Source organism: Methylomonas sp. Uni0011 (genome assembly GCF_056850255.1).
Map to the genome: position 1 here is coordinate 16,455 of NZ_JBVVNO010000011.1, position 22,512 is coordinate 38,966.

Sequence of the window (22,512 nt, forward strand, 5' to 3'; positions counted from 1 at the left end):
CTTGGTTTCCGTTTTTTCTCTCGCTGAGGCGCGGACACTGCGGCGCATTTGCGTCGCATTCGGCTGGAGCTTCCTGTGCTGTTTTATCGCTCAGGAAGCACACGCCGACGACAACGAATTGGAATACAAGGTTAAAGCGGCCTATCTCTATAATTTCACCAAGTTCATTACCTGGCCGGCCAAAGCCAGCCCCACGTTCAACATTTGCATTATCGGCAACGATCCGTTCGGCCACTTGCTTGATCCGCTGGAAAGCAAAACCGCTCAGGATAAGCCGATCAAGCTGATCCATTTCGACTCTGCCAAACAGGCGCGCGATTGCGACATCGCCTATTTCGATAATCCGGACCTGCGCCCCGAACAGCCCGTGGCAGGAGTGTTGACGGTCGGTTCGTTTAAAACGGCGCTGACGGTCAGCAGTCAGCCGTTTTTTGCCGAATCCGGCGGCATGATCGGCTTTGTGTTGGACGACACCAAAGTCAAATTGCATATCAACCTGAAAGCGTTGAAAAAAAACGGCCTGAACGTCAGCGCCAAACTGATCGAAGTCGCCACATTGGTCGAGGGAGGAGAGCTTGAGTAAGTTTTTCGCTCGACTGTCGATCAAATCCAAGCTGTTTACGATCGCGATCACATCCAGTTTGTTCTCGATGCTGCTGGCGCTGGTGATTCTGGTGACGATCAATATCAGCGACGTCAAACGCAAGGCCCAAGACGACCTGCTGGCCGTCGCCGGGCTGATCGCCAACCGCAGTATCGCGGCGGTGATGTTCGACGACGCCAATCTGGCCAAGGAAAACCTGGCCTCTTTAGCCAATCTGCCCGATGTGCGCAGCGCTTGCTTATACGACAAGGCGGGCGGACTGTTTACTGCACTGGACAATCCGGCGAACCAGTGTCCGGCCAGCCAACAAGGTTTATATACCCACTTCGACCAATTGTCCTTGTACGTTTACCAACCGATGTTACTCGACGGCGAGATCATCGGTGCGGTGTATTTGTCGTCCGACCTCAGCACCGCCTTCTGGCGGGAGTTGAAATTCGTCGGCGTGGTGCTGTTGGTCCTGTTCGTCGCATTGTTCATCACCTTTTTGCTGACGGCGCCGTTGCTGAACCGGGTCGCCAAGCCCATTTCCCAGTTGGCGCGTACTGCGCAGAAAGTCAGCCGCGACCACGATTATTCGTTACGCGCCGAAAAACACAGCAGCGACGAAATGGGCATCCTGGTGGACGCTTTCAACGACATGCTGGATACCGTCGAAACTCAGAACAAGGCGCTGGTCAGCGTCAAAAACAACTATCAGGCGCTCTACGACAATAACCCGACGATGGTATTCAACCTGGACTTGGACGGCCAAATTATCTCGGTCAACCGCTTCGGCGCCCGACAATTGGGTTTGGGGGTCGAAGAATTGCAGGGTTGTTCGTTATTCGCCTTCTCTCACCCGGAGGATATCGGCAACTGCAACCAGTTCCTGCAAATTTGCCGCGACCACCCGGAGCAGGTACACAAACTGGAAAGCCGCATCGTTTGCCGCAACGGCAATACGATTTGGGTCAGGGAAACGGCGCGCCTGGTCAAGGACGAAAACAATCTGCCGCATATGTTGCTGGTGTGCGAAGACATTACCGAAACCCGCCGACTGTCGGAAAAAATCGCTTACCAGGCCAGCCACGACGAACTGACCGGCCTGGTCAACCGCCGCCAATTCGACATCCATATCCAGAATCTGGTGTTGCAAGCCCAAAACGACAACAGCGCCCACGTGTTGTGTTACCTTGATTTGGACCAATTCAAGATCGTCAACGATACCTGCGGCCATCTGGCCGGCGACGAATTGTTACGGCAGCTTGGCGAGTTATTACGACAACAAGTGCGTAAGATGGATATCCTGGCCCGCTTGGGCGGCGACGAATTCGGTATTTTGATGTCGTATTGCTCTCTGGATCAGGCCGTCATCACCGGCGAAAAATTGCGAAATGCGATTTGCGACTTTCAGTTCGCCTGGGAAAACCGCAGCTTCAGCATCGGCGTCAGCATCGGCGTAGCCCCCATCAACCGGTCCAGCGGCAATGCGGTCGACGTGTTGAAGGAAGCCGACGCCGCCTGTTATGCCGCGAAAGAAAAAGGCCGGAACCGGGTGCATGTGTTCAGCCCGGACGACGAGGAATTAACCTTGCGCCAGGGCGAAATGCAATGGGTCGAGAAGATTCGATTGGGTATCGAACAAAATCGCTTCCAATTGTTCGGCCAGTTGATCGTGCCGGTGAATCACAACCACGAGGCCTTGCACTTCGAAACCCTGATCCGCTACCGCGACGACCAGGGCAAAATCATCCCGCCCGGCGCATTTCTGCCGGCGGCGGAACGCTACAACATGGCTCCGCCGCTGGACCGCTGGGTCATTTCCTCGCTGTTCGAGTATTTGGCAACGACACCGGATTTGTTGCAGCGCCTGGAAATGTGCTCGGTCAACCTGTCCGGTCTGTCGCTGTCGGACCAAACCATGCTGGGTTTCATCGGCGAACAATTCCAGAAATGGCAAATTCCGACCGAGAAAATCTGTTTCGAGATCACCGAGACCGCGGCGATCAGCAACCTGTCTTACGCCCGCCAATTCATGGAATCGCTGCGCGGCAAAGGTTGCTCGTTTTCTTTAGACGATTTCGGCAGCGGCTTGTCTTCATTTGCTTATTTGAAAAACCTGCCGGTCGACTACCTGAAAATTGACGGTTTGTTCGTCAAAGACATTCTGGAAGATCGAGTGGATCTGACGATGGTCAAGTCGATCAACGAAGTGGCGCACGTGATGGGTAAGAAAACAATTGCCGAATTTGTCGAAAACGAGTCTATCTTTGATTTACTGCAAACCCTGGGCGTCAATTACGCGCAAGGTTACGGCATCGCCAAGCCGGTGCCCCTACGGGACTTATGAGATTTGTTATGTCTGGTGCTTTGAAAAAACGGCTGTTCAAACCTGGTTTATGGCTTACCTTGATTAGCCAAGCGGCACACGCCGACAAAAGCATGAACGATTTACTGGATATGTCGCCGGCGGAGTTGGCCAATATATCGGTAACAATCGCGTCGGGTACATCCAAACCGATCGCCCAATCCGCAGCGGTCACCAGCGTTATTACCGCCGAACAAATCGCGGCGATGGGCGCCACCGATTTGCATGAAGTTCTGGAAACCGTGCCCGGCATGCATGTCACGATCCAACCTGTGACCAACGATTACAGCTATACCATGCGCGGCATCCGCAACGAGACCAATTCCGAAGTATTGCTGATGATCAACGGTACCCGCTTTTCGTTACCTTACCAAGGCACCCACATGGCCGGCATGATCATGCCGGTGGAGAACATTCAACGCGTCGAGGTGATTCGCGGGCCGGGTTCCGCGCTTTACGGTGCCGACGCCTTCGCCGGCGTCATCAATATCGTCACCAAAAAAGCGGCCGACATCGACGGATTTAACGTGGGCGCCCGCGGCGGCAACGCCGACACCAAGAGCGCCTGGGGCCAATACGGCGGTAAATGGCAGGGCTGGGACGTGGCCGGTAGCCTGCAATACAGCCACAATGGGGTAGACCCGGACCGAATCATCAAAGCCGATGCACAAAGCCAGATCGACCAGTTGCTGTCGACCCGCGCTTCGCTGGCGCCGGGGCCGATGCAAACCCAAAACGAACGCTGGAACGGCCATCTGAATCTGCAACGCAAACATTGGGATTTGGGTTTCTGGGCCTTCAACGAATCGGATTACGGTTTTAGATCCGGCGCTTTCGGCGCTTTGGATAACCGCGGCAAAGGCAACGGCAGCAACTATCTCGCCGACATTCGTTATTCGACCGAAGACGATTTTCAGGATTGGGAGTTGCAGGCCCACGCCAGTTTCTTGCATACGGACGTTTCAGCAGATATTTACGGCTTTCCTCCCGGATCGATACTACCATTGGATGCCAGCGGCAACGTCACCGGACAACCGGCATTGATCAATGCCTTGGTGCCGTTTCCTAATGGCCTGCGCTTCGTCGCCGGTTTTAAAAATACGGTACCCAGTTTCGAACTGACGAGTATTTACAAGGGCTTTTCCAACCATATCATCAGGATGATCGCCGGCTTCCGCTACGAGGAGCTAAACACCGAGGAGGCCCGCAATTACGGTGCCGGCATCACCAGCCTGGGTGGTCCGCTGCAAAATCTGACCGGGACACCTTTCACGTTTCTGGACGACCAACACCGCGATATCTGGTCCACTGCGTTTCAAGACGAATGGCAGTTTGCCCCGGATTGGCATTTGACCACGGGTCTGCGCTTCGACCACTATTCCGACTTCGGCAGCACGCTTAACCCAAGGGCGGCGCTGGTTTGGGATGTCAACGAACAGTTCACCAGCAAATTGCTTTACGGCCAAGCTTACCGGGCGCCGAGCTTTTTGGAGCAATACCAACAAAACAGCACGCTATTTCTAGGCAATCCGAGTTTGAGTCCGGAAACCATCGCCACCACGGAATTGGCGTTCGATTATCATCCGAACAAAACGCTCAGAACGGCGCTGAATTTGTACCATTACGAAATCCACGACCTGATCAGCGGCCCTATCGCCAGTTCGACCACATTGACCGAGCAAAACACACCTGGACAGGACGGCTATGGCAGCGAGTTCGAGTGGGACTGGAAGTTTCTGCCGGATTGGAATTTGCGCGGTAACTATGCCTGGCAATTCGCCCGCAACGAAGCGACGCACACTCGCGTCAGCAACGTGCCGGAACACCACGTGTATTCGGCGCTGGCCTGGAACTTTCTGCCGAAATGGCAAATTCAAACCCAGATCAACTGGATCGGCCACAGACTAAGCAGCCCGGGAGATACCCGGCTGTTAAAAGATTATGAGACGTTGGACTTGACGCTGAATGCGAAAAAACTGATGGGATATTTGGATTTGACAGCCTCGGCCCGCAATTTGTTGGACTCTGACGGCACGGAACCGGCAACCGCCAGTTATCCTTATAACCTGCCGATCAGCGGTCAAATGTTTTACTTCGAAGTAGGATTACACTACTAACTTACAATGCGTCTTGGCCGACACAAGCTTTATGCACCGCATCCAATAAACTGGCGACGAGCTTACGCCCTAACCACGCTTCGCCGGCAGCTACCGCCCGAATCATGCGATTGATATAAAGCGCCAGCGAATCGCTGTTTTGGTAGCCCTTGGCCCCAGCCAACACGCAACTGACCACTTGCTCCGTAGCCAGATCGTTGCCAATGATCACAATATTGCTGGCCGGAGCGGCATTCAACAACAAACCGGTATATTCGGCGGTATCAGCTTCGCGTAGCGCATAATTCAACAAAATCAGCCCAGGCTTATCCTGTTCCGCGGCATTTAGCGCCTGTATCTCGTCGGTATAGAACGCCACTTCGGCCTCAGCCATCAGCAGCAATGGCTCTATTTGCCCGGCATTATCGATTACGTGTATTTTCATGGCGGTTATTTCTGGCTGTGTGCCGAATCGCTGCCCGAAGGATGCGGAACCCGATAAATCACGGTTCTCAACGGGCCTAGCTCCCTTTAGTCGTGATCGGTCGGCGCTATCGACATGAAACCGTGCAATCCACGCTTCGAATCGGCGGCCAACCAATTTTTTAAGTATTGCAGTTCTTCGGTAGATTGCAATTCATCAAGGCTTTTTTTATTTCTTAGCAATCTGAATGCGGCGGAAAGCGCTTTGAGCCTATCGCCAGCAATCCCAGCCCGCCTCAGGCCGACGATATTCAGTCGGTAATGCTTTGCCGGACGGCCGCCGATCAACGTAAACGGTATCACGTCCATGTTGATACCGGTTGTACCTTGGATAATGGCGTAAGACCCGACCCGGCAAAATTGGTGAACCACTACCGCACCGCCCATGAACACATTATTTCCGACCTCGACGTGACCGCCAATCGCCACGTTATTGGCAAAAATGGTGTTATCGCCAACCCGGCAATCATGCGCGACGTGACTGTTATTCATGAAATAACAACCTGCCCCGATCATAGTCGCCGCACCGGCCTTGGTGGCTCGATGGGCGGTAAAACCTTCCCGGAACACGTTGCCGTCACCGATTTCCAACCATGACTCGGTTTCCGGCTGAAAACCGGTGTCCTGCGGGAGCCCGCCCAATACGGCATGCGGGTGCAGAATATTATTCGCCCCCATTTTTACTCGGCCGTGGACGACGGCATGAGCACCGATTTGGCTACCGGAACCGATGCTGGCTCCGGCCTCGACCACCGCAAACGGCCCGACGCGTACGTGCTCCGCCAAAATCGCACCGCTTTCGATGTAAGCCGTTGGATGGATCAAATTGCTCATGTTTAACCTCTGGGGTGATGTTGGCGATGGAGTTCTTTCAAGCGCTGTTGAGCGATATGGGTATAAATTTGGGTTGTAGACAGATCGGAATGCCCCAACAACAACTGCACCACGCGCAGATCGGCACCATGGTTCAGCAAATGAGTCGCAAACGCGTGCCGCAACGTATGCGGCGACAAGTGTTTGTCAATTCCGGCCAGTTTGGCGTAACGCTTGATGATATGCCAAAAAGCCTGCCGTGTCATAGCATCGCCGCGCGCGGTAACAAACAAATAGTTGCTTTGGCGGCCGCCCAGTAACGCTTGTCTGGCTCCCTTGGTGTAACGTTCGGCCCAATCCAGGGCTTCCTCGCCGATTGGGACTAGGCGCTCTTTATCACCCTTGCCGACCACTCGCAAACACCCTTGGCGAAAATTGATCTGTGAAAAACTCAGTCCAACCAATTCCGATACCCGCAACCCGGTTGCGTACAGCACTTCCAGCATGGTTCTGTCTCTAAAACCCAAATTGCTGCTGATTTCCGGAGCCTCCAGCAATGTTTCGACATCGCTCTCGGACAGCGAACCCGGCAAATATCGGCCTAATTGCGGCGCATCTACCAGTTGGGTAGGGTCGACGACGATTTTTGCCTCTCGTAGCAAATAACCGTAAAACCGTTTCAAACAGGATAACTTGCGCGCCGAGGAGCGACTGGAAGTACCAAGTTGCCGCAGGTGGGCCAAAAACCCTTTGATATCCGATTCGTCTGCGGCCGACAACTCTTTATGCTTCAGCCACGCAGAAAATTGCTTCAAATCGCTGCCGTAGGCGGCGAGCGTGTTATCGCTTAACCCGAATTCCAGCCAAAGCGCATTTAAGAAAACTTCTATGGACTGACTCGAATTCATGCTTCCGAATCGCGCAAACGGCGCTCGTAGTCGAGCAACTGCCTTTTCAATTGAACGAACTCGCCTTCGATCTGGCCCATAAAGCCGCCAATACCTTGGCTTGCGACAACACGATGGCAAGGAATGATTCCGGCGTAAGGGTTACGTTTGCAACCAGCAGCAACAGCGCGCGGAGCCGAATCCAAGCATTTCGCCAATTCAGCATAAGTCAACGTCCGCCCGACCGGTATTGCCAACAACGCGTTCCAGACCTTTTTGCTGAATTCGCTACCCTGAGTTAGCAGCTTAAGTTGCAAATCAGTATTATCCGGATCCAGTAGATATTGCCGAACATGTAGCGCCAGATCAGGCAGCCCCCCCTCCGCCGGAAGTGTCTGCATCCGCCAGGAGGCGTCGACGATGACCGACCCGCGCAAGGTCAATAACAATTCAACACCAAACACCGGCACCCCAATTGTGTGCGGTTCCGCATCCGCTGTTGGCTGCCAAACAATATGCAAGGTCATGGATTACTCAAAATGAGCGGCAAAAAAAAGGCGGCCTGATAGCCGCCTTTTTCGGAGCCGATCCGATTGCTGCCAATCGGATAGCAACGGCTTAAGAAAGTCTTTCTTTAATCCGCGCGGCTTTACCGGCCAGATCGCGCAGATAATACAGCTTGGCACGGCGCACATCGCCACGGCGCTTGACTTCGATGCTGCCAACCGCAGGGCTGTGGGTCTGAAACACACGCTCAACGCCAACGCCGTGGGAAATTTTTCTGACGGTAAATGCGGAATTCAAACCGCGATTACGCTTGGCGATAACGATGCCTTCGAAAGCCTGCAGCCGCTCGCGGCTACCTTCGGTCACTCTGACTTGAACAACCACAGTATCGCCCGGACCGAATTCAGGGACGTCTTTTTTCAGCTGTTCCGCTTCCAATTCTTCGATAATTTTACTCATAACCACACCCTATTTAACAACTTCGTTTCTAAATTCTTTCAGCAAGGCGTCCTGCTCTGCACTTAATTCGCGTTTTTCCAGTAAATCTGGCCGTCGCACCCAGGTTCTACCCAAGGCTTGCTTCATTCGCCAGCGGCTGATCGCCGCATGATTACCGCCCAACAAGACCTCGGGAACATTGCCGAGTTCACTACGCTCAGGCCGCGTGTAATGCGGGCAATCCAATAAGCCGTCGGCATGGGAATCCTGTTTAGCCGACTCCTCGTCGCCCAGCACCCCCGGTATCAAGCGGCTGATCGCGTCTATTACAATTAAAGCTGCAAGTTCGCCGCCGCTGATCACATAGTCACCCAACGACCACTCGTCATCGCAAGCATGTTCGATAAATCGTTCGTCGATACCTTCATATCGTCCGGCAATCAGAATCAAACGCGGGCTGGCGCTGGCATCCTGCAACAGGGCCTGTGTGATCAATCGCCCTTGCGGGCTCAAATACACAACTTTGGCGCCATCCAGCTGCTGACTCCGTTTTGCGTCGTTTACAGCATCCAATAAAGGCTGGTACTTCATTACCATGCCGGGCCCGCCGCCGTATGGCCTGTCATCTACCGTTTTGTGCCGGTCGTTCGCGTAATCGCGCGGATTCCAGACCGATAAACCGACCAAACCTTTTTCTATCGCTTTCCCGGTTACGCCATAACCTGCCGCTCCGGAGACCATCTCCGGAAAAAGGCTGACCACATCGAAATGCATATCCGCCTAAAAATCCGGATCCCAATCGGCGACGATCAACCCGCCAACCAAGTCGACTTTCAAAATCGTGCTGGGATGCAAAAACGGTATCAAACGTTCAGTCTCGCCGTCGACAACGACCAAGACATCGTTGGCTCCGGTCTCCAGCAAATGATCGACGGTACCTAGCCTGAAACCTGCTTGGTTCTCTACTAACAGGCCTATCAAATCGGCCCAGTAGAATTCACCCGCTTCAGGCTTGGGCAATTGCTGCTTGCGAATCAGAATTTCCGCACCCATCCACTCGGCGGCAGCATCTCTGTCGCCAATATTTTCAAGCTGGGCAACAATCAAATTGCCTTGTCGGCGACCACCAACAACTTTCAATTCATGGCGCTGGCCGTGTTTTTGTAACAGCCATGGCGAATATTTCAGGATATTTTCGCGGGGATCGGTAAAAGAAAACACTTTTACCCAGCCCTTTACACCAAAAACGCCGGATACTTGTCCGACGTTCAGATACTCCCCTGCCTGCAAAACTAAGCGTTACGCGGCAGCTTTAGCAGCGTCTTTGATCAGTCTGGCAACACGGTCGGTCGGCTGAGCACCGTTGGCTTTCCAATATTGAACGCGTTCAGCATCCAACACCAGACGCTGCTCCGCACCACGTGCCAGCGGGTTAAAAAAACCGACCCGCTCAATGTAGCGACCGTCGCGGCTGCTTCTGCTGTCGGTTACGACAACATGATAAAAAGGACGATTCTTTGCGCCGCCTCTGGACAAACGAATGCTTACCATTTGAATACCTTAAAAAACATTGAATCAAAAAATTTAATCAATCTATTCTACGCGATTTTGCGAATAAGTGAAGGACAAATTGCGCCGATCACATTCTCAGGCCGCGCATATTACTCTTCAAGCCGCGCATCATGTTGGCGATATTGCCTTTGCTGAACTTCTTCATCATCTTTTCCATCATCTGATGTTGTTTCAACACCCGATTTACCGCTTGTAAATCAAGGCCGCAACCGTCGGCAATACGTTGCTTGCGACTACCCTTGATCAAATCGGGAAACCGCCGCTCCTGCTTGGTCATCGAATTGATCACGGCAATCTGATGTGCCAAATCCTTGTCGTTGACCTTTTCCCTAATATCTTTCGGCACATTGTTCATACCAGGCAACTTATCCATCATCGCCCCCAGACCACCCATGTTTTGCATCTGCAACAACTGTTCCTTCAAATCATCCAAATCGAAGCTTTTACCTTTTTGCAGCTTCTTGGCCAATTGCTCGGCTTTTTTCTTGTCGACTTTTTGTTCAATATCTTCGATCAGCGACAACACGTCGCCCATGCCCAAGATACGGGACGCCAGCCGGTCCGGATAAAACGGCTCCAACGCATCGGTTTTTTCGCCGACACCGATGAATTTGATCGGCTTACCGGTGATTTGACGAATGGACAATGCCGCACCGCCGCGGGCGTCGCCATCCGCTTTGGTCAGGATCACACCGGTCAACGGCAGCGCGTCGTGGAAGGCCTTGGCGGTATTGGCGGCATCCTGGCCGGTCATACTGTCGACGACAAACAAGGTTTCGATCGGCTTGATTGCGGCATGCAAGGCCTTGATCTCGGCCATCATCTCGTCGTCGACATGCAGCCGGCCGGCGGTGTCGACGATTAGTACGTCGACGAATTGGCGTCTGGCCGCATCAAGCGCCCGATTGACGATATCGACCGGATTCTCGCTGGCATCGCTCTCGAAAAACTTCAGGCCGATGTCGTCAGCCAGGGTTTGTAATTGTTTGATCGCTGCGGGCCGGTAGACATCGACACTGACCACGCCGACTTTTTTCTTTTTCTTCTCTTTCAGATGTCGGCCCAGCTTGGCGACCGTCGTGGTTTTACCGGCACCCTGCAAGCCCGCCATCAACACGATGGCCGGCGGATTGGTACGCAGATTCAACTCTTCGTTGGCCGCACCCATCACATTTATCAGCTCGGATTGCACCACCTTGATCAGAGCCTGACCCGGCGTCAAACTGGTTTGCACTTCCTGGCCGAGCGCGCGCTGAGTAACTTGCTCGATAAAGTCGGTCACCACCGGCAGAGCGACATCCGCCTCCAGCAAAGCCATCCGCACCTCGCGCATGGTCTCCTGAATATTGCTCTCGGTCAGACGGCCTTGGCCTTTTATTTTTTTAAGTGCGCCACTCAGGCGATCGGATAAATTATCGAACATAGATACGTCTTGTTTTGCTGGTTAATTACGACTCGTTCCGGCTCAAGCGGAGTTAGAACAATGCTCCGGCTTAGTTTAACATAAGGCCTACGCAACGCCTTTTGATAATTCTGCCCCGCCACTCCAATGACTATCGCAATTGTCGGCATCCTATCGGTTTTATGCTATTTGGCCGCGGCCACTTTCATCGCGAAGGACCTTTTCGCCGGACAGGAGCGCCGCCCGCTACCTATCCGCCTGGCCTGGATCGGCGCCGCATTGCATGCCGCTTACGCCGGGACCCTCTTCCTTGGCGAACAACCATTAAACTTCAGTTTCTTTAACGCAGCGACCCTGGTAGCGCTAGTCATCTCGTGGTTTCTACTGTGCGCCGCACTGGACAAGCCGGTCGAAAAACTCGGCGTCGCGGTATTCCCTCTGGCGGCGGCATTAATCGGCCTGGATATGATTTTTCCGGAAACCAACCATCCGCTGGTTACGCATAGTTGGCAGATGAGCGTCCACATTCTGACTTCCATCGTCGCGTTCAGTTTGTTGAATATCGCGGCGATTCAGGCCATCTTGCTGGCGATTCAAGACCAACAACTGCGCAGCCACCAGCCGAAAAGACTCATGCTGGCGCTGCCACCGCTACAAGCGATGGAAACCTTGTTATTTCAAATGATCGGCACAGGATTGGTGTTTTTAACCGCGGCGCTGATTAGCGGTTTCATTTTTATCGAAGACATCTTCGCGCAGCATCTGGCCCACAAGACAGTCCTGTCAATTTGCGCTTGGTTGATTTTTTCCGGGTTGTTAGTCGGGCGACTGCGGTACGGCTGGCGTGGCAGTACCGCAATCCAATGGACGCTGATTGGCTTTGTGCTGCTGCTCTTGGCTTATTTCGGCAGCAAACTGGTATTGGAATTGATCTTGAAAAGAACCTGAGCGCCGCGAACACGCATCAAGCGTAAGTATCGATTTTGCCGGCAGCAGCGGTAGCGGCCGAATCAATCAGCTTCAGCGCGGCCTCTCCCTGAGCGGCTTCGACTTCCTGGCCTTTTTTGACGACAGCCACCGCCAACTCTTGCTTATTCGATGCCTGCTGCAACACCGCTGCCAGCAGACTGGATGAATTAATACCGGATATCGAATCAGCCATCGCACACCTCCAGAACAAAAGATAGCACTGCCAAGCTTATCGCCCGACAACGCGAAATCTTTAGCCCTAACCCGCCGTTTTCTGCTCCGACAGGTGCCGCTTCAAAGCCAACGCCGCAGCGTAATCCGGTTTTTGCTGCAAAATGTAATCCAGCATCATATCCGCCCCATCGTAAATCCGGCATTCGCCGTACAACGCCGCCAATTTCATCTGTACCAGTACGTCTTGCGGGAACTGTCCGATATACGCCGCGTACGAATCGATAGCCGCAACCATGTCCTGCTGCAACCGTTGAATTTCGGCGTAGAACGGCAAATACACCGGATTCAATTGCGACAAGCACTCCAAAGCCAATCTGGCCGTTTGCCCGTCGTCGTGACTGACGCCGATCGCGGCAATTCTGGCCAGAGCTTCCTCCAGCAAGGCATCCCCCAAATCGACCACCCGCTGGTAAGCGTCCAACGCATCTTCCGGGCACTCCTGCAATTCTGCCAGATAGCCCTCGACCAAAAAGCGGTAACAATTTGCCGCCTGCTGTTGCTCGTGCTTATCCAGTGCGGCAAGCAAATCTCGCAGTTCTGCCGTTTTGCGATGTTTGAACAGCAAACCGGCCCGATGCTTTACCGCAGCCAGATTGCTGTGGCTCTTGGCTCGAGCCATGTGCTTGGTATTGCGATCGCTCAAGACGTCCGCATAACGCCGCTCCATCTCGGCAAATTCAGCAGCGAACCCGGCCGGTAACGATTCTTCGCCGAATTTTCGCCGCCACAATTTGACTCGGCCGTAACTGCGGTCTGTTGCCGCCTGGGCAAGCAGCTGAGCAAAATCGGGCTGCGACATTTGCTCTTGCCGACGCGCAGAAACCCGATCGATCGCTGCATCGATCAAAGCCAACAACTTATTGGCGCCTTCGGCATAGGCATCGTAATAAACGTTGCCCAATTGGCGGGCTTCCTCGGCGCTCCATTCCGCATCATCGAACGGCTTGGTCAATTTGATGAAACTGCGAATACCGAATTTTTTGACCAGCCGGCTGTATTGCCGATATTCGCGCTTAAATTTTTTCTCGATTTGGTCAAGGTTTTTCTTGTCTTTAAAACTGACGACCGTACCCTCGCTCCGATACATCGCGTCATTAATTTGGCGGGCGTTAGCAGACAGTTTGGCAATCGCTTTGACTTGGTGTTGCGCGCGTTTCAATTCGGCATGAACCTGCTCGAGATCCTGGCACCCGCCGCTCGCCGATGACAGCCGTGCCGCCAGAATGGAGCCCACATCGACAGGCTCTGAGTCCAGCAGCAACGACGCCGCCGGCAGATATTCCACCGCTTCGATTTTTGCGGCGCCCTCGGCCAGGTTGACGATGCGACAACCGGCACGGCTTAGCAACTGGGTCTGCCGTCCCAACGACTTGATCGCTTGGGCAAAATCGCAACTGGTTGGCGCCAGATAACCGCCATTGGTCTCAACTTGCAATGAGGTGAGATTGAACCGCGGCCCAGCCAAGTGTTCGTCGCTGCCTTTGGCGTGAGTAAAACCCTCGCGGGTAAAACACAGGTCGACGCCGCATAAAATAATGCGACTGAAACCGAATTCGTAGGCCATGTTCAAGGCCGTGTTGGTCACGGTAGGACCCGCGCTGCTCAGGTTTTTGATATTCAAGTCGCTCTGCCAGGGCAAGCGGGCCCCCAGATAGAGCATCGTGCCCGGCCATTGACTGACCAACGTCGGCACAGTGTGGTAAGAACAGACAAAAACGGTTCTTTCGCTGAAGTTCAGCATTTCCTTGCTGATATCGAAACTTAAATCGGTGGGGTCGACGGAAAACACGAAGTCCGGTTCGATACCGGCGGCCAGCAGTTGCCTGGAAATGCGGGAGACGGCAAATACCACGCACTGCTGCCGATGCTGGATTACCCAGGGCAAAGCCTGATCGAGCGACGGCCCGCCGGCAAGAATTGCCACCGTTTTGCCGCTGAACGCCTTCGCCAATAATTTGGCCGGCAACCGGTTGTCGGCTGCATTGGCGATTTGCCGGGCAATAAACGCTTCCGAACCCAATTCGGCGCTATACCGCCAGTTCAGTTGCGACAGAACTTCGGCGACGTGCCAACTCAACTCGGCGTATTCGTCGATAAAATCGTCCTGTGCGCACAACGCATTGACCGATTTCACCGCATCGATATAAAAATAATCGGCGGCTTTGAATTTTTGCAGGGTCTGCGGCCACTCGCCGGGACCGACGCAAACGATACGTTCGTCCGTTTCCCCAAGCAAGTCATGGCTGAGCAAGGCCTGCAATACCCGATCCGGCTCTATAAAAATATACCGGGTACCCTTCGGCAAAGTCTTGCCGCGCAAATACTGCAACAACATGCCGGAATCGGTACCGACAACGATGTTCAGCTCGTCTTCCCTGAACAACAGATCGCCGAACTTGGTCTCGAACAACGCCGCCGCGCCGAGCTTATCGAACGCGTGGCGATTCAGATTGAAAAAGTAGCGGTCGCCGAACGCGTTCGTCGTTAACGGCCCCAGCGCTTGTTCATCCGACAAATCGATCGTTTCTGTCATACCTGCGCCTGGTAGCCCGGTTTATTGCAATAGTTTCAAGACCCCTTGCGAGACCTGATTCGCCTGCGCCAACATCGCCGTGCCGGCTTGTTGCAGGATCTGGCTGCGGGTCAGATTCGAAGTTTCCGAAGCGAAGTCGGCATCCATGATTCTGGACCGCGCCGCACTTTGGTTCTCGATAGACGATTGTAGATTAGCAATCGTGGTCGTGAAACGGTTTTGAATCGCACCGAGGTTGGAACGGAAGATATCGATCTTCTCGATCGCGGTATCGATCGCATCGATCGCGGACCGCACGAACGTGGAAGTCGCAGCGCTACCGATCGAGCGGTTAGTGCCGAACAGCTCGTTGATGCCGGACATACTCAACAGATTGGATACCGTCACCGAAATCTGGTTATCCGAGGCGGTGTTGGCACCGATTTGGAAGTTCGCGCCTTGCAACGAGCCGTTCAGGATTTTCTTACCGTTGAACTCGGTGTTGGTGATAATCCGCTGCAACTCGTCGCCCAACTGGGCAAACTCGGTTTGCAGTTTTTGCCGGTCGCCATTGCTGACCGCCGCCCGGTTCGCCGCCTGAATCGCCAGATCGCGCATCCGTTGCAAGGTTTCGGTCAGGGTTCCCATGCCGGCCTCGGCCGTTTGCGCCATGGAAATACCGTCGTTGGCGTTGCGCATGGCAACCGTCATACCGCGGATCTGCGAAGTCATCCGGTCGGCAATCGCCAAACCGGCCGCGTCGTCTTTCGCGCTGTTGACCCGCATGCCTGAAGACAAGCGCTCCATAGACGTTTGCAGACTTTCGTTAGTCCGGCTCAGATATTTCTGGCTGTTCAATGAAGCGATATTCGTATTGATGACCATTGGTGATGGCATGATCGTTCTCCCGATAAATCTCTAATGAGTTTGGCATTATTGCCGCCTACCCGGATCATTCACTTTCCATGCCATATAACTTTTATATAAAAAAAACAAAAACTTATATAAAAACAAAAAATATTTCATCCGCCGAAGTCTGGCAAAGGCGCAATTTATTGCCGCCCCGGCACGGATTTCCAGTCAGATTCTTGACGCCGCGCAGCCGGCAATCATTTGCCTAAACACCGTCGCAACGCCACCATCAATCGCCGTTGGGCAAACGGCGCCGCACCAGATCCGCCATTGCTGCTGCTTGCGGCTGGCTGCAGGATTGCAATCCTGCGATTACCCCGAGCCGATTGGCGATGGGCTGGTTTTGACTGACTTTCCACTTCCCCTCCAAGCGCTCGACGGCAATTTCGATACCGATAATCTGGTTCAGCAAATTGCCAGTAAATTCGGCCGGCGCATCGGCCAAAGCCCACGGCGAGGCCAGACCGGTCTCCTGCACGTCGGTCATCTCCGCCAAGTGTCGATACAACCAAGCGGCATCTTCTACAACCCGCAGCCGGCCATGAGCATGCACGACGGCGTAATTCCAGGTCGGCACAACTTTGCCATGCTCGCGCGTGCCGACGTACCAGGTTGGCGAAATGTAAGCGCTGGGGCCTTGGAACACCGCCGACGCCGGCTGGCGTCGGTCGTATTCACGCCAAACCGGATTGTTGCGGGCGACATGACCATGCAACACGCCTTGCTCAGAGCCGTCATCGCGCCAAAGCAACGGCAGGTGATTGATTTCCGTTCCCGTTGAAGTCGGTGTAATCAGGCATGCCAACGGGTAGTCCCGCATCAATGCCTGGAGAAGCTGTGGGTCGTGCTCTTGAAACTGAACGGGGCTATACATGTTGAAAACTACCAATAACCGGTTTTGAAGTTATTCCGCCAGCAGCGCCGGGGGATAGCAGCTGACTTTAACACGTTAGTCAAGATTGGCACATGGGCGGCGAATCGTTAGAATTCCGGCGACGGTCGGCATTCCAGCCCAACCGTCAGCTAGTTCACTCGACCACTAACGCGGCGCAGCTAACCAGCTGCCGCCGGCCAAGTCTGTTTCACGTTTAGGATCTAATCAATGAAATGTCCAACACTCTTAACCGCAATCGCGGTCATCCTGACCGGCTGCGCGGCGATCGAAACGCCGGCGCCCGCCGAAACCCTGGCGCCGATTCCCGACTTTAAACCCGCGCCCCCTCAGACCAAGACCCAACCGGCAGAGAAAACCGGTCCGGTCGATGTCTATCTACTACCGCTAGACGATTTCTCCGCCGATTACGCCGCACAAATGGCGAAAACGTTGACTAAGGAGTTCGGCATTCGGGTCAAGGCCACGCTGCCGTTGGGTAGCTTGCGCTTGCACGCCTTTCCCGGCACGCAACAATTCGCCGCGCAAGACATCTTCGAACAAGCCGGTACGGTGATGCGACGCTTGCCGGAAGGCGGCAAGCACACCCATTTCGTATTCCTGACCAACCGCGACATCAATGCTCGCGACCGCAATTTTCGTTTTCAATTTTCCTTCCACGACCGCGATTGCCGCTGCTCGGTCGTTTCTGCCGCACGCATGCACCAACCGGGAGATACCGCGACCAGTCCGGCAGTGGAAACCCGCTTTCTGAAAATGACCAAGCGCGCAATCGGCGAAATGGATTTGGGTTGGCCCCGCTCTACCGACATCAAAGACCTGATGTATTCGCCGATTATGAGCCTGGACGATTTGGACGAACTCGGCAACCGCCATCCGCCGATCCGCTCCCGCTAACCGAGTTGGCTATTGAAGGCTGGCGACCAGCAGCCGGGCTCGGGCAAGGCAAGACTAAGCCGGTCGCGATGGAAGTCGCCAAAACCTTGACGCGGCCGATATCGCCCCTGCGAACAATGCGTCACCGAGCGAACAAAACTTCCGCCCTTCCGCTTCCCCCGGCGGCAAAGGCTGGTCACTCGTATCGCCTGAGCGGCCACAAGCGCCGCCAAATGCTTTATGATGGGCCGCGACTCGTTCGACCACAATCAGAATAACAATGAACAGCACCGCACAAACTGCCCGCCAATCTTCGATTTCTCCCGTCATTCCGTTCGCCGCAACCCTGTTCGCCAGCGCCACGTTAATGTTCGTGCTGCAGCCGATGTTCGGCAAAATCCTGCTGCCCTTGCTGGGCGGTACGCCGGCGGTGTGGAACACCTGCATGGTGTTTTACCAGACCCTGCTGTTCCTCGGCTATCTGTATGCCGATTGGCTCAGTTCGCGTTTCGGCAGCCAGCGCCAATTACAAATCCATACCGCGCTGCTGATTTTCAGCGCGATCGCGTTACCGGTAGCGTTGCCGGCAGACGCGACGCCGCCCACCGCCGGCAATCCGACGCTATGGCTGGTTTGGACTTTGTTTCTAGCCATCGGCCTGCCCTTCTTCGTGGTGTCGACCACGGCGCCGTTGCTGCAAAAATGGTTTTCGCACAGCGGCCATCACAGCAGCGGCGATCCCTACTATTTATACGCCGCCAGCAACGCCGGCAGCCTGTTGGCGCTATTAAGCTACCCGTTTTTGATCGAACCCAATTTGGGCCTGACGACGCAACGGCTGGCCTGGAGTGGTGCTTACGTCGGCTTGTGCCTGCTGATTCTGGTTTGCGGCATCAGTTTTTGGCGGAATCAGGCCGATAAGGCCGACGACGAGGTCTTGACCGACGCCGGCATTGAACCGCCCACGACGCTGCAACAACTGCATTGGCTGGCCTTGGCTTTCGTGCCGTCCAGTTTATTGCTCGGCTTGACTCAGTTCATCAGTACCGACATCGCCGCAGTACCGTTGTTGTGGATCGTGCCGCTGACCTTGTACCTGCTGACCTTCATTCTGGTGTTCGGCACCTGGGCCGACCGGCTCCGGCCGTGGATGCTGGCCGCGCAACCGGCGGTATTGACGGTATTCATCGCCTATTCCTTCATCAATCCGGCCACGCTGCCTTATTGGCTGGACCTGATTCTGCACCTGATCGCGTTTTTCCTGGCGGTAATGGTTTGCCACGGCGAATTGGCGAAAAGCCGGCCGCATCCGCAATATCTGACCCGTTTTTATCTGGTCATGTCGTTCGCCGGCATGTTGGGCGGACTGTTCAATACCTTCGTCGCCCCGTTCGTGTTCAACTCGGTCTACGAATACCCGATCATGATCGTCGCGGCACTGTTGTTGCGGCCCGGCTTTTTCGACGGCAAATGGTTTCTGCAGCCGATTTTCCCGGCCGTGGTGCTGGCGGTCGGCCTGATCGTTTATTTCAGCAGCCGCGAATTGTTCGATTATCTGGATCTGATCGGCGGCGCCCTGATCCTGCTGGCCGGCGTCAGTTACGCACTGCGCCATAGCCCGATCGCGCTGGGCTCGCTGACCGGCGTCTTGCTGCTGTTTACGCTGGGCCTGCACAGCATGGCCTCCAACACCCTGTACCAGGAACGCAGCTTTTTCGGCGTAATGTCGGTGCGCGACACCGTGATCCCGGACGAAAACCAGAAGCCGGAAACCGTGCACGAGCTGTACCACGGCACCACTAAACACGGCGCACAACGCCTGACCCCCGGCAACCTGACGACACCGTTGACCTACTACAGCAAACCCGGCCCGATCGGCCAAGTGTTCGCCGAGTTCGACGCCGAAAACCAGCATTGGCATATCGGCGCGGTCGGCTTGGGCGCCGGTGCGCTGGCCTGCTACTTCAAGCCCGGCCAGCAATGGACGTTTTACGAAATCGACCCGCTGGTGGTCGAGGTGGCGCAAAATCCGAAATGGTTCAGCTACCTGAGCCGCTGCAACCCGCAAGCCGAAATGGTGGTCGGCGACGCCCGCCTGTCGCTGGCCAAAGCCGCCGACCGCAGTTTCGACTTGCTGGTGATGGACGCCTTCAGCTCGGATGCGGTGCCGACCCATCTGCTGACCCGCGAGGCCTTGCAGCTATACTTCGCCAAGCTGAAAGACGACGGCCTGCTGGCGTTTCACATCACCAACCGCCACCTGGCTTTGAAAAAAGTCATGGCCGACCACGTCAACCAGTTGCATCTGGCGGCCTTGCTGCAGGAATTTAAACCGGAAACCGATGTCCCTCTGGTGGTCGCCACCGACTGGGTGGTGATCGCCAAGAATCCGGCACGCCTGCAACGCTTGCAGCAAAGCCGGCTCGGCCACTGGCAAAAATTACCGTTGACCTTCGGTCTGCAACCCTGGACCGACGACTTCACCCATATTATTGGAATCTGGAAATAGGAAACGACATGCTGATTAAGGATCTGGCCCAACACTGCGACGCCACCGTACACGGCGGCGACGCGTCGGTCTTCATCAACTCCGCCGCCGACATCATGTCTGCCCACGCCCATCAGGTGACGGTACTGAGCGACGGCAAATACAAAAAATATTTGAAAGACACCCAAGCCTCGGCCTGCTTTATCAGCGAAGCCTTGATCGACAGCGATATCCCGGAAAATCTGGCCCTGTTGGTGTGCAAGGACCCGGAAATCAGCTTCTTGAATGCGGTGAAGGCACTGCACCCGGAACCGGCGCTGAAACGCCAGGTGTCCGAACATGCGGTACTGGCCGACACCTCGACGCTGGGCTACGACGTCCACGTCGGCCCTTTCGCCACGATCGGCCAGCACAGCAGCATCGGCGACAGCAGCACCATCGAAGCCGGCGCCCGCATCGGCAACCACGTCTCGATCGGCAAACACTGCCACATTCATCCGAATGCGGTGATTTACGACCGCAGCGTGATCGGCAACAACGTCATCATCCATGCCGGCGCGGTCATCGGTGCCGACGGCTTCGGTTACAAATTCCGCGACAACCAGCACGTCAAAGTGCCGCACGTCGGCCACGTCGAAATTGCCGACAACGTCGAAATCGGCGCCAACACCTGTATCGACCGCGGCGCGCTGGGCGCGACCAAAATCGGCGCCGGCAGCAAGATCGACAATCTGGTGCAACTGGGCCACAACAATATCGTCGGCCGCAACGTCATCATCTGCGGCCAGTCTGGCATCTCCGGTTCCTGCACCATCGAGGACGGCGCGATTTTGGCCGGCAGCACCGGCGTCGCCGACCACGTCAAGATCGGCTCCCGTGCCGTGGTCATGGCGCGCAGCGGCATCTCGGCCGATGTCGATCCGGGCGCACAAGTGTTCGGCAGCCCGGCCAAGGATCGTAAAGTGGCGTGGCGGGAATTGGCGGCGCTGGCCAAACTGCCGGAACTGTTGCAGAAATTCAAGGCGCTGGAAGCCCGAATCGCCAAACTGGAAGAATAAAGCCAACCAACACAGGAGCAGACGACCATGAACGATAAACAACGCGTCGCCCACTACGCGGCTCAGCAAGTGCAAAACGGCATGATCGTCGGCCTCGGCACCGGCTCCACCGCCAATTTTTTCATCGAAGAACTGGCGCGCCGACAGAACGAAGAAGGCTTGAAAGTCAAAGTCGTGTCCAGCTCGGTGGTCAGCGCCAATAAGGCCAAACAGCTAGGTCTGTCATTACTGGGCATGGAACATATCGATGGGCTGGATTTATACGTCGACGGCGCCGATGAAGTCGCGCCGGACCTGACACTGCTGAAAGGCCGCGGCTACGATCTGGTGCGGGAAAAATTGCTGGCCAAAGCCGCCGACTCGTTTTTGGTGTTGATCGACGCCAGCAAACGGGTAAAACGGATCGGGGAAAACTTCCCGATTCCGATCGAAGTCAACCCGTTCGCCTGGCGTTTGGTGCAACGCAGCGTCGCTGCGATCGGCGGCCACGGCAATTTACGGCAGACCCCGAACCAGGATGGCCTGGTGGTGACATCGCACGGTAGTCTGGTACTAGACGTGGCCTTCGAACCCAATCTGGACGGTAAAAGCTTAAACGACCGTCTGAACGCCATTCCCGGCATCGTCGAACACGGCATTTTCAGCGGCCTGACCCGCGCGGTGTTTTGCGGGCACGACGGTAAAATCGACGAGCAGTGGGCTTAACCGAGCGGCGAATTTCTCCCTTACCAGAGCCCTTAGCCGGAGCCGACTTTGCCCCACTGCTTTTGGGGTAGATAGGGCCTGAAAACTTGGTTCATAATCGGCCAATTGCGGTTTCAACCAAAAACCGCTCCCAATTTCAACGACCGTTGGTCTTGAAAACCCGGCGCCCGCCAACGCAGCGCCACCCGGACTTGGCTCCGGTTCCTACAGGCCGAAATCGAGAGGAGAATCGCATGTCACAATTAGAAAAAAACCAGGAAGCGCCCTTCTTCCGCGCCGTCAACCAACACAATAAACCGGTTTATCTGGCCGACTATCAGGGCGAAAAGAACATCGTGCTGTATTTCTATCCGAAAGACGACACGCCGGGCTGCACCATAGAAGCCAACGACTTTACCGGCCTGGCCGACGAATTCGCGGCGCTGGATACCGTGGTGATCGGCGTCAGCAAAGATGATTGCGAAAGCCACCGCGCCTTCATTGCCAAATACGGCCTGAACGTACAACTACTGGCCGACACCGACGGCACCTTGTGCGACAGTTACGGCACTTGGCAGGAAGTGGAAAAAGACGGCGTCAAAAAATGGAAAATCGTTCGCTCCACCTTCATTATCGATAAAGACGGCAAACTCGTGGAAGCCATGTACGGCGTCAACCACGAAGGCCACGCCCAAGCGGTGCTGGACATCGTCAAAGGTTTGGCGGCGGCTTGAC

Annotated in this window: 22 protein-coding genes; 9 read left to right on the forward strand and 13 right to left on the reverse strand. The window is 55.0% G+C overall.

Annotated elements, in window-relative coordinates:
* Window position 1 precedes the first annotated feature (1 nt).
* The 3 genes from AC0IM9_RS13315 to AC0IM9_RS13325 are packed head-to-tail and all read left to right on the forward strand — an operon-like array spanning window position 2 to window position 5,071.
* Window positions 2-583: a YfiR family protein gene (locus AC0IM9_RS13315; protein ID WP_140911742.1), complete on the forward strand. Its 582-nt coding sequence runs from the start codon at window positions 2-4 to the stop codon at window positions 581-583.
* The gene (locus tag AC0IM9_RS13320) at window positions 576-2,936 is read left to right on the forward strand and encodes a sensor histidine kinase, YfiR-like protein-associated (RefSeq protein WP_482804324.1); all 2,361 of its coding nucleotides are present in this window, start codon (window positions 576-578) and stop codon (window positions 2,934-2,936) included. The genes AC0IM9_RS13315 and AC0IM9_RS13320 overlap by 8 nt, the downstream gene beginning before the upstream one ends.
* Before the next feature lie 8 nt (window positions 2,937-2,944).
* Window positions 2,945-5,071, forward strand: a complete 2,127-nt coding sequence (locus AC0IM9_RS13325) for a TonB-dependent receptor plug domain-containing protein (RefSeq protein ID WP_482804325.1) — start codon at window positions 2,945-2,947, stop codon at window positions 5,069-5,071.
* Between the two features lies 1 nt (window position 5,072).
* Here the strand turns inward: AC0IM9_RS13325 and AC0IM9_RS13330 are convergent, their stop codons facing one another.
* From AC0IM9_RS13330 to ffh, 9 genes are all read right to left on the reverse strand, one after another.
* Window positions 5,073-5,495 carry a response regulator transcription factor gene (locus AC0IM9_RS13330; protein WP_140911739.1) on the reverse strand — a complete coding sequence of 141 codons (423 nt, stop codon included), beginning with the start codon at window positions 5,493-5,495 and terminating at the stop codon, window positions 5,073-5,075.
* 86 nt (window positions 5,496-5,581) lie between these two features.
* Window positions 5,582-6,367, reverse strand: a complete 786-nt coding sequence (lpxA, locus tag AC0IM9_RS13335) for an acyl-ACP--UDP-N-acetylglucosamine O-acyltransferase (RefSeq protein ID WP_482804326.1) — start codon at window positions 6,365-6,367, stop codon at window positions 5,582-5,584.
* Between the two features lie 2 nt (window positions 6,368-6,369).
* A complete protein-coding gene (gene xerD / locus AC0IM9_RS13340; RefSeq protein ID WP_482804327.1) occupies window positions 6,370-7,254 on the reverse strand; it encodes a site-specific tyrosine recombinase XerD in 885 nt (294 codons plus the stop codon).
* Window positions 7,251-7,760: a methylated-DNA--[protein]-cysteine S-methyltransferase gene (locus tag AC0IM9_RS13345; RefSeq protein WP_482804328.1), complete on the reverse strand. Its 510-nt coding sequence runs from the start codon at window positions 7,758-7,760 to the stop codon at window positions 7,251-7,253. The genes xerD and AC0IM9_RS13345 overlap by 4 nt, the downstream gene beginning before the upstream one ends.
* A gap of 91 nt (window positions 7,761-7,851) precedes the next feature.
* Complete coding sequence (gene rplS / locus AC0IM9_RS13350; protein ID WP_054759399.1) at window positions 7,852-8,199, reverse strand: 50S ribosomal protein L19; 348 nt, start codon at window positions 8,197-8,199, stop codon at window positions 7,852-7,854.
* Window positions 8,200-8,208: 9 nt separating this feature from the next.
* Window positions 8,209-8,952 (reverse strand): tRNA (guanosine(37)-N1)-methyltransferase TrmD, encoded by a 744-nt coding sequence (gene trmD, locus AC0IM9_RS13355; RefSeq protein WP_482804329.1) that lies wholly within the window; start codon window positions 8,950-8,952, stop codon window positions 8,209-8,211.
* Window positions 8,953-8,958: 6 nt separating this feature from the next.
* A complete protein-coding gene (gene rimM / locus AC0IM9_RS13360; RefSeq protein ID WP_482804330.1) occupies window positions 8,959-9,468 on the reverse strand; it encodes a ribosome maturation factor RimM in 510 nt (169 codons plus the stop codon).
* A gap of 9 nt (window positions 9,469-9,477) precedes the next feature.
* Window positions 9,478-9,729, reverse strand: coding sequence for a 30S ribosomal protein S16 (gene rpsP, locus AC0IM9_RS13365; protein ID WP_140911734.1), 252 nt, complete (start codon window positions 9,727-9,729; stop codon window positions 9,478-9,480).
* Between the two features lie 88 nt (window positions 9,730-9,817).
* Window positions 9,818-11,173, reverse strand: a complete 1,356-nt coding sequence (gene ffh / locus AC0IM9_RS13370) for a signal recognition particle protein (protein ID WP_482804331.1) — start codon at window positions 11,171-11,173, stop codon at window positions 9,818-9,820.
* Window positions 11,174-11,299: 126 nt separating this feature from the next.
* Here ffh and AC0IM9_RS13375 point away from each other — a divergent pair, with 126 nt between their 5' ends.
* Window positions 11,300-12,100: a cytochrome C assembly family protein gene (locus AC0IM9_RS13375; RefSeq protein WP_482804332.1), complete on the forward strand. Its 801-nt coding sequence runs from the start codon at window positions 11,300-11,302 to the stop codon at window positions 12,098-12,100.
* 16 nt (window positions 12,101-12,116) lie between these two features.
* Here the strand turns inward: AC0IM9_RS13375 and AC0IM9_RS13380 are convergent, their stop codons facing one another.
* The 4 genes from AC0IM9_RS13380 to AC0IM9_RS13395 all read right to left on the reverse strand — a co-directional run bounded on the left by AC0IM9_RS13380 (window position 12,117) and on the right by AC0IM9_RS13395 (window position 16,653).
* Window positions 12,117-12,314 carry a hypothetical protein gene (locus AC0IM9_RS13380; protein WP_482804333.1) on the reverse strand — a complete coding sequence of 66 codons (198 nt, stop codon included), beginning with the start codon at window positions 12,312-12,314 and terminating at the stop codon, window positions 12,117-12,119.
* Window positions 12,315-12,380: 66 nt separating this feature from the next.
* The gene (locus AC0IM9_RS13385) at window positions 12,381-14,888 is read right to left on the reverse strand and encodes a motility associated factor glycosyltransferase family protein (protein ID WP_482804334.1); all 2,508 of its coding nucleotides are present in this window, start codon (window positions 14,886-14,888) and stop codon (window positions 12,381-12,383) included.
* A gap of 21 nt (window positions 14,889-14,909) precedes the next feature.
* Window positions 14,910-15,764 (reverse strand): flagellin N-terminal helical domain-containing protein, encoded by an 855-nt coding sequence (locus AC0IM9_RS13390; protein ID WP_278210844.1) that lies wholly within the window; start codon window positions 15,762-15,764, stop codon window positions 14,910-14,912.
* 244 nt (window positions 15,765-16,008) lie between these two features.
* Complete coding sequence (locus AC0IM9_RS13395; protein ID WP_445371444.1) at window positions 16,009-16,653, reverse strand: FMN-binding negative transcriptional regulator; 645 nt, start codon at window positions 16,651-16,653, stop codon at window positions 16,009-16,011.
* Between the two features lie 228 nt (window positions 16,654-16,881).
* On the opposite strand from AC0IM9_RS13395, the gene AC0IM9_RS13400 reads away from it, so the two are divergent.
* The 5 genes from AC0IM9_RS13400 to AC0IM9_RS13420 all read left to right on the forward strand — a co-directional run bounded on the left by AC0IM9_RS13400 (window position 16,882) and on the right by AC0IM9_RS13420 (window position 22,511).
* Window positions 16,882-17,568: a hypothetical protein gene (locus tag AC0IM9_RS13400; protein WP_482804335.1), complete on the forward strand. Its 687-nt coding sequence runs from the start codon at window positions 16,882-16,884 to the stop codon at window positions 17,566-17,568.
* 259 nt (window positions 17,569-17,827) lie between these two features.
* Window positions 17,828-20,056 carry a fused MFS/spermidine synthase gene (locus AC0IM9_RS13405; protein WP_482804336.1) on the forward strand — a complete coding sequence of 743 codons (2,229 nt, stop codon included), beginning with the start codon at window positions 17,828-17,830 and terminating at the stop codon, window positions 20,054-20,056.
* An 8-nt stretch (window positions 20,057-20,064) separates the two neighbouring features.
* Complete coding sequence (gene lpxD / locus AC0IM9_RS13410) at window positions 20,065-21,093, forward strand: UDP-3-O-(3-hydroxymyristoyl)glucosamine N-acyltransferase (RefSeq protein WP_482804337.1); 1,029 nt, start codon at window positions 20,065-20,067, stop codon at window positions 21,091-21,093.
* 27 nt (window positions 21,094-21,120) lie between these two features.
* Entirely contained in the window at window positions 21,121-21,798 is a 678-nt protein-coding gene (gene rpiA / locus AC0IM9_RS13415; protein ID WP_482804338.1) for a ribose-5-phosphate isomerase RpiA, read from the forward strand.
* A gap of 233 nt (window positions 21,799-22,031) precedes the next feature.
* Window positions 22,032-22,511 (forward strand): peroxiredoxin, encoded by a 480-nt coding sequence (locus AC0IM9_RS13420; protein WP_445371449.1) that lies wholly within the window; start codon window positions 22,032-22,034, stop codon window positions 22,509-22,511.
* Window position 22,512: the final 1 nt, after the last annotated feature.

Excerpts from the sequence above, each read along its gene's own strand:
- AC0IM9_RS13325 (WP_482804325.1), top strand. The coding sequence starts at position 2,945 with ATGTCTGGTGCTTTGAAAAAACGGCTGTTCAAACCTGGTTTATGGCTT.
- AC0IM9_RS13330 (WP_140911739.1), bottom strand. The coding sequence starts at position 5,495 with ATGAAAATACACGTAATCGATAATGCCGGGCAAATAGAGCCATTGCTG.
- lpxA (WP_482804326.1), bottom strand. The coding sequence starts at position 6,367 with ATGAGCAATTTGATCCATCCAACGGCTTACATCGAAAGCGGTGCGATT.
- xerD (WP_482804327.1), bottom strand. The coding sequence starts at position 7,254 with ATGAATTCGAGTCAGTCCATAGAAGTTTTCTTAAATGCGCTTTGGCTG.
- AC0IM9_RS13345 (WP_482804328.1), bottom strand. The coding sequence starts at position 7,760 with ATGACCTTGCATATTGTTTGGCAGCCAACAGCGGATGCGGAACCGCAC.
- rplS (WP_054759399.1), bottom strand. The coding sequence starts at position 8,199 with ATGAGTAAAATTATCGAAGAATTGGAAGCGGAACAGCTGAAAAAAGAC.
- trmD (WP_482804329.1), bottom strand. The coding sequence starts at position 8,952 with ATGCATTTCGATGTGGTCAGCCTTTTTCCGGAGATGGTCTCCGGAGCG.
- rpsP (WP_140911734.1), bottom strand. The coding sequence starts at position 9,729 with ATGGTAAGCATTCGTTTGTCCAGAGGCGGCGCAAAGAATCGTCCTTTT.
- ffh (WP_482804331.1), bottom strand. The coding sequence starts at position 11,173 with ATGTTCGATAATTTATCCGATCGCCTGAGTGGCGCACTTAAAAAAATA.
- AC0IM9_RS13375 (WP_482804332.1), top strand. The coding sequence starts at position 11,300 with ATGACTATCGCAATTGTCGGCATCCTATCGGTTTTATGCTATTTGGCC.
- AC0IM9_RS13380 (WP_482804333.1), bottom strand. The coding sequence starts at position 12,314 with ATGGCTGATTCGATATCCGGTATTAATTCATCCAGTCTGCTGGCAGCG.
- AC0IM9_RS13385 (WP_482804334.1), bottom strand. The coding sequence starts at position 14,888 with ATGACAGAAACGATCGATTTGTCGGATGAACAAGCGCTGGGGCCGTTA.
- AC0IM9_RS13390 (WP_278210844.1), bottom strand. The coding sequence starts at position 15,764 with ATGCCATCACCAATGGTCATCAATACGAATATCGCTTCATTGAACAGC.
- AC0IM9_RS13395 (WP_445371444.1), bottom strand. The coding sequence starts at position 16,653 with ATGTATAGCCCCGTTCAGTTTCAAGAGCACGACCCACAGCTTCTCCAG.
- AC0IM9_RS13400 (WP_482804335.1), top strand. The coding sequence starts at position 16,882 with ATGAAATGTCCAACACTCTTAACCGCAATCGCGGTCATCCTGACCGGC.
- AC0IM9_RS13405 (WP_482804336.1), top strand. The coding sequence starts at position 17,828 with ATGAACAGCACCGCACAAACTGCCCGCCAATCTTCGATTTCTCCCGTC.
- lpxD (WP_482804337.1), top strand. The coding sequence starts at position 20,065 with ATGCTGATTAAGGATCTGGCCCAACACTGCGACGCCACCGTACACGGC.
- rpiA (WP_482804338.1), top strand. The coding sequence starts at position 21,121 with ATGAACGATAAACAACGCGTCGCCCACTACGCGGCTCAGCAAGTGCAA.
- AC0IM9_RS13420 (WP_445371449.1), top strand. The coding sequence starts at position 22,032 with ATGTCACAATTAGAAAAAAACCAGGAAGCGCCCTTCTTCCGCGCCGTC.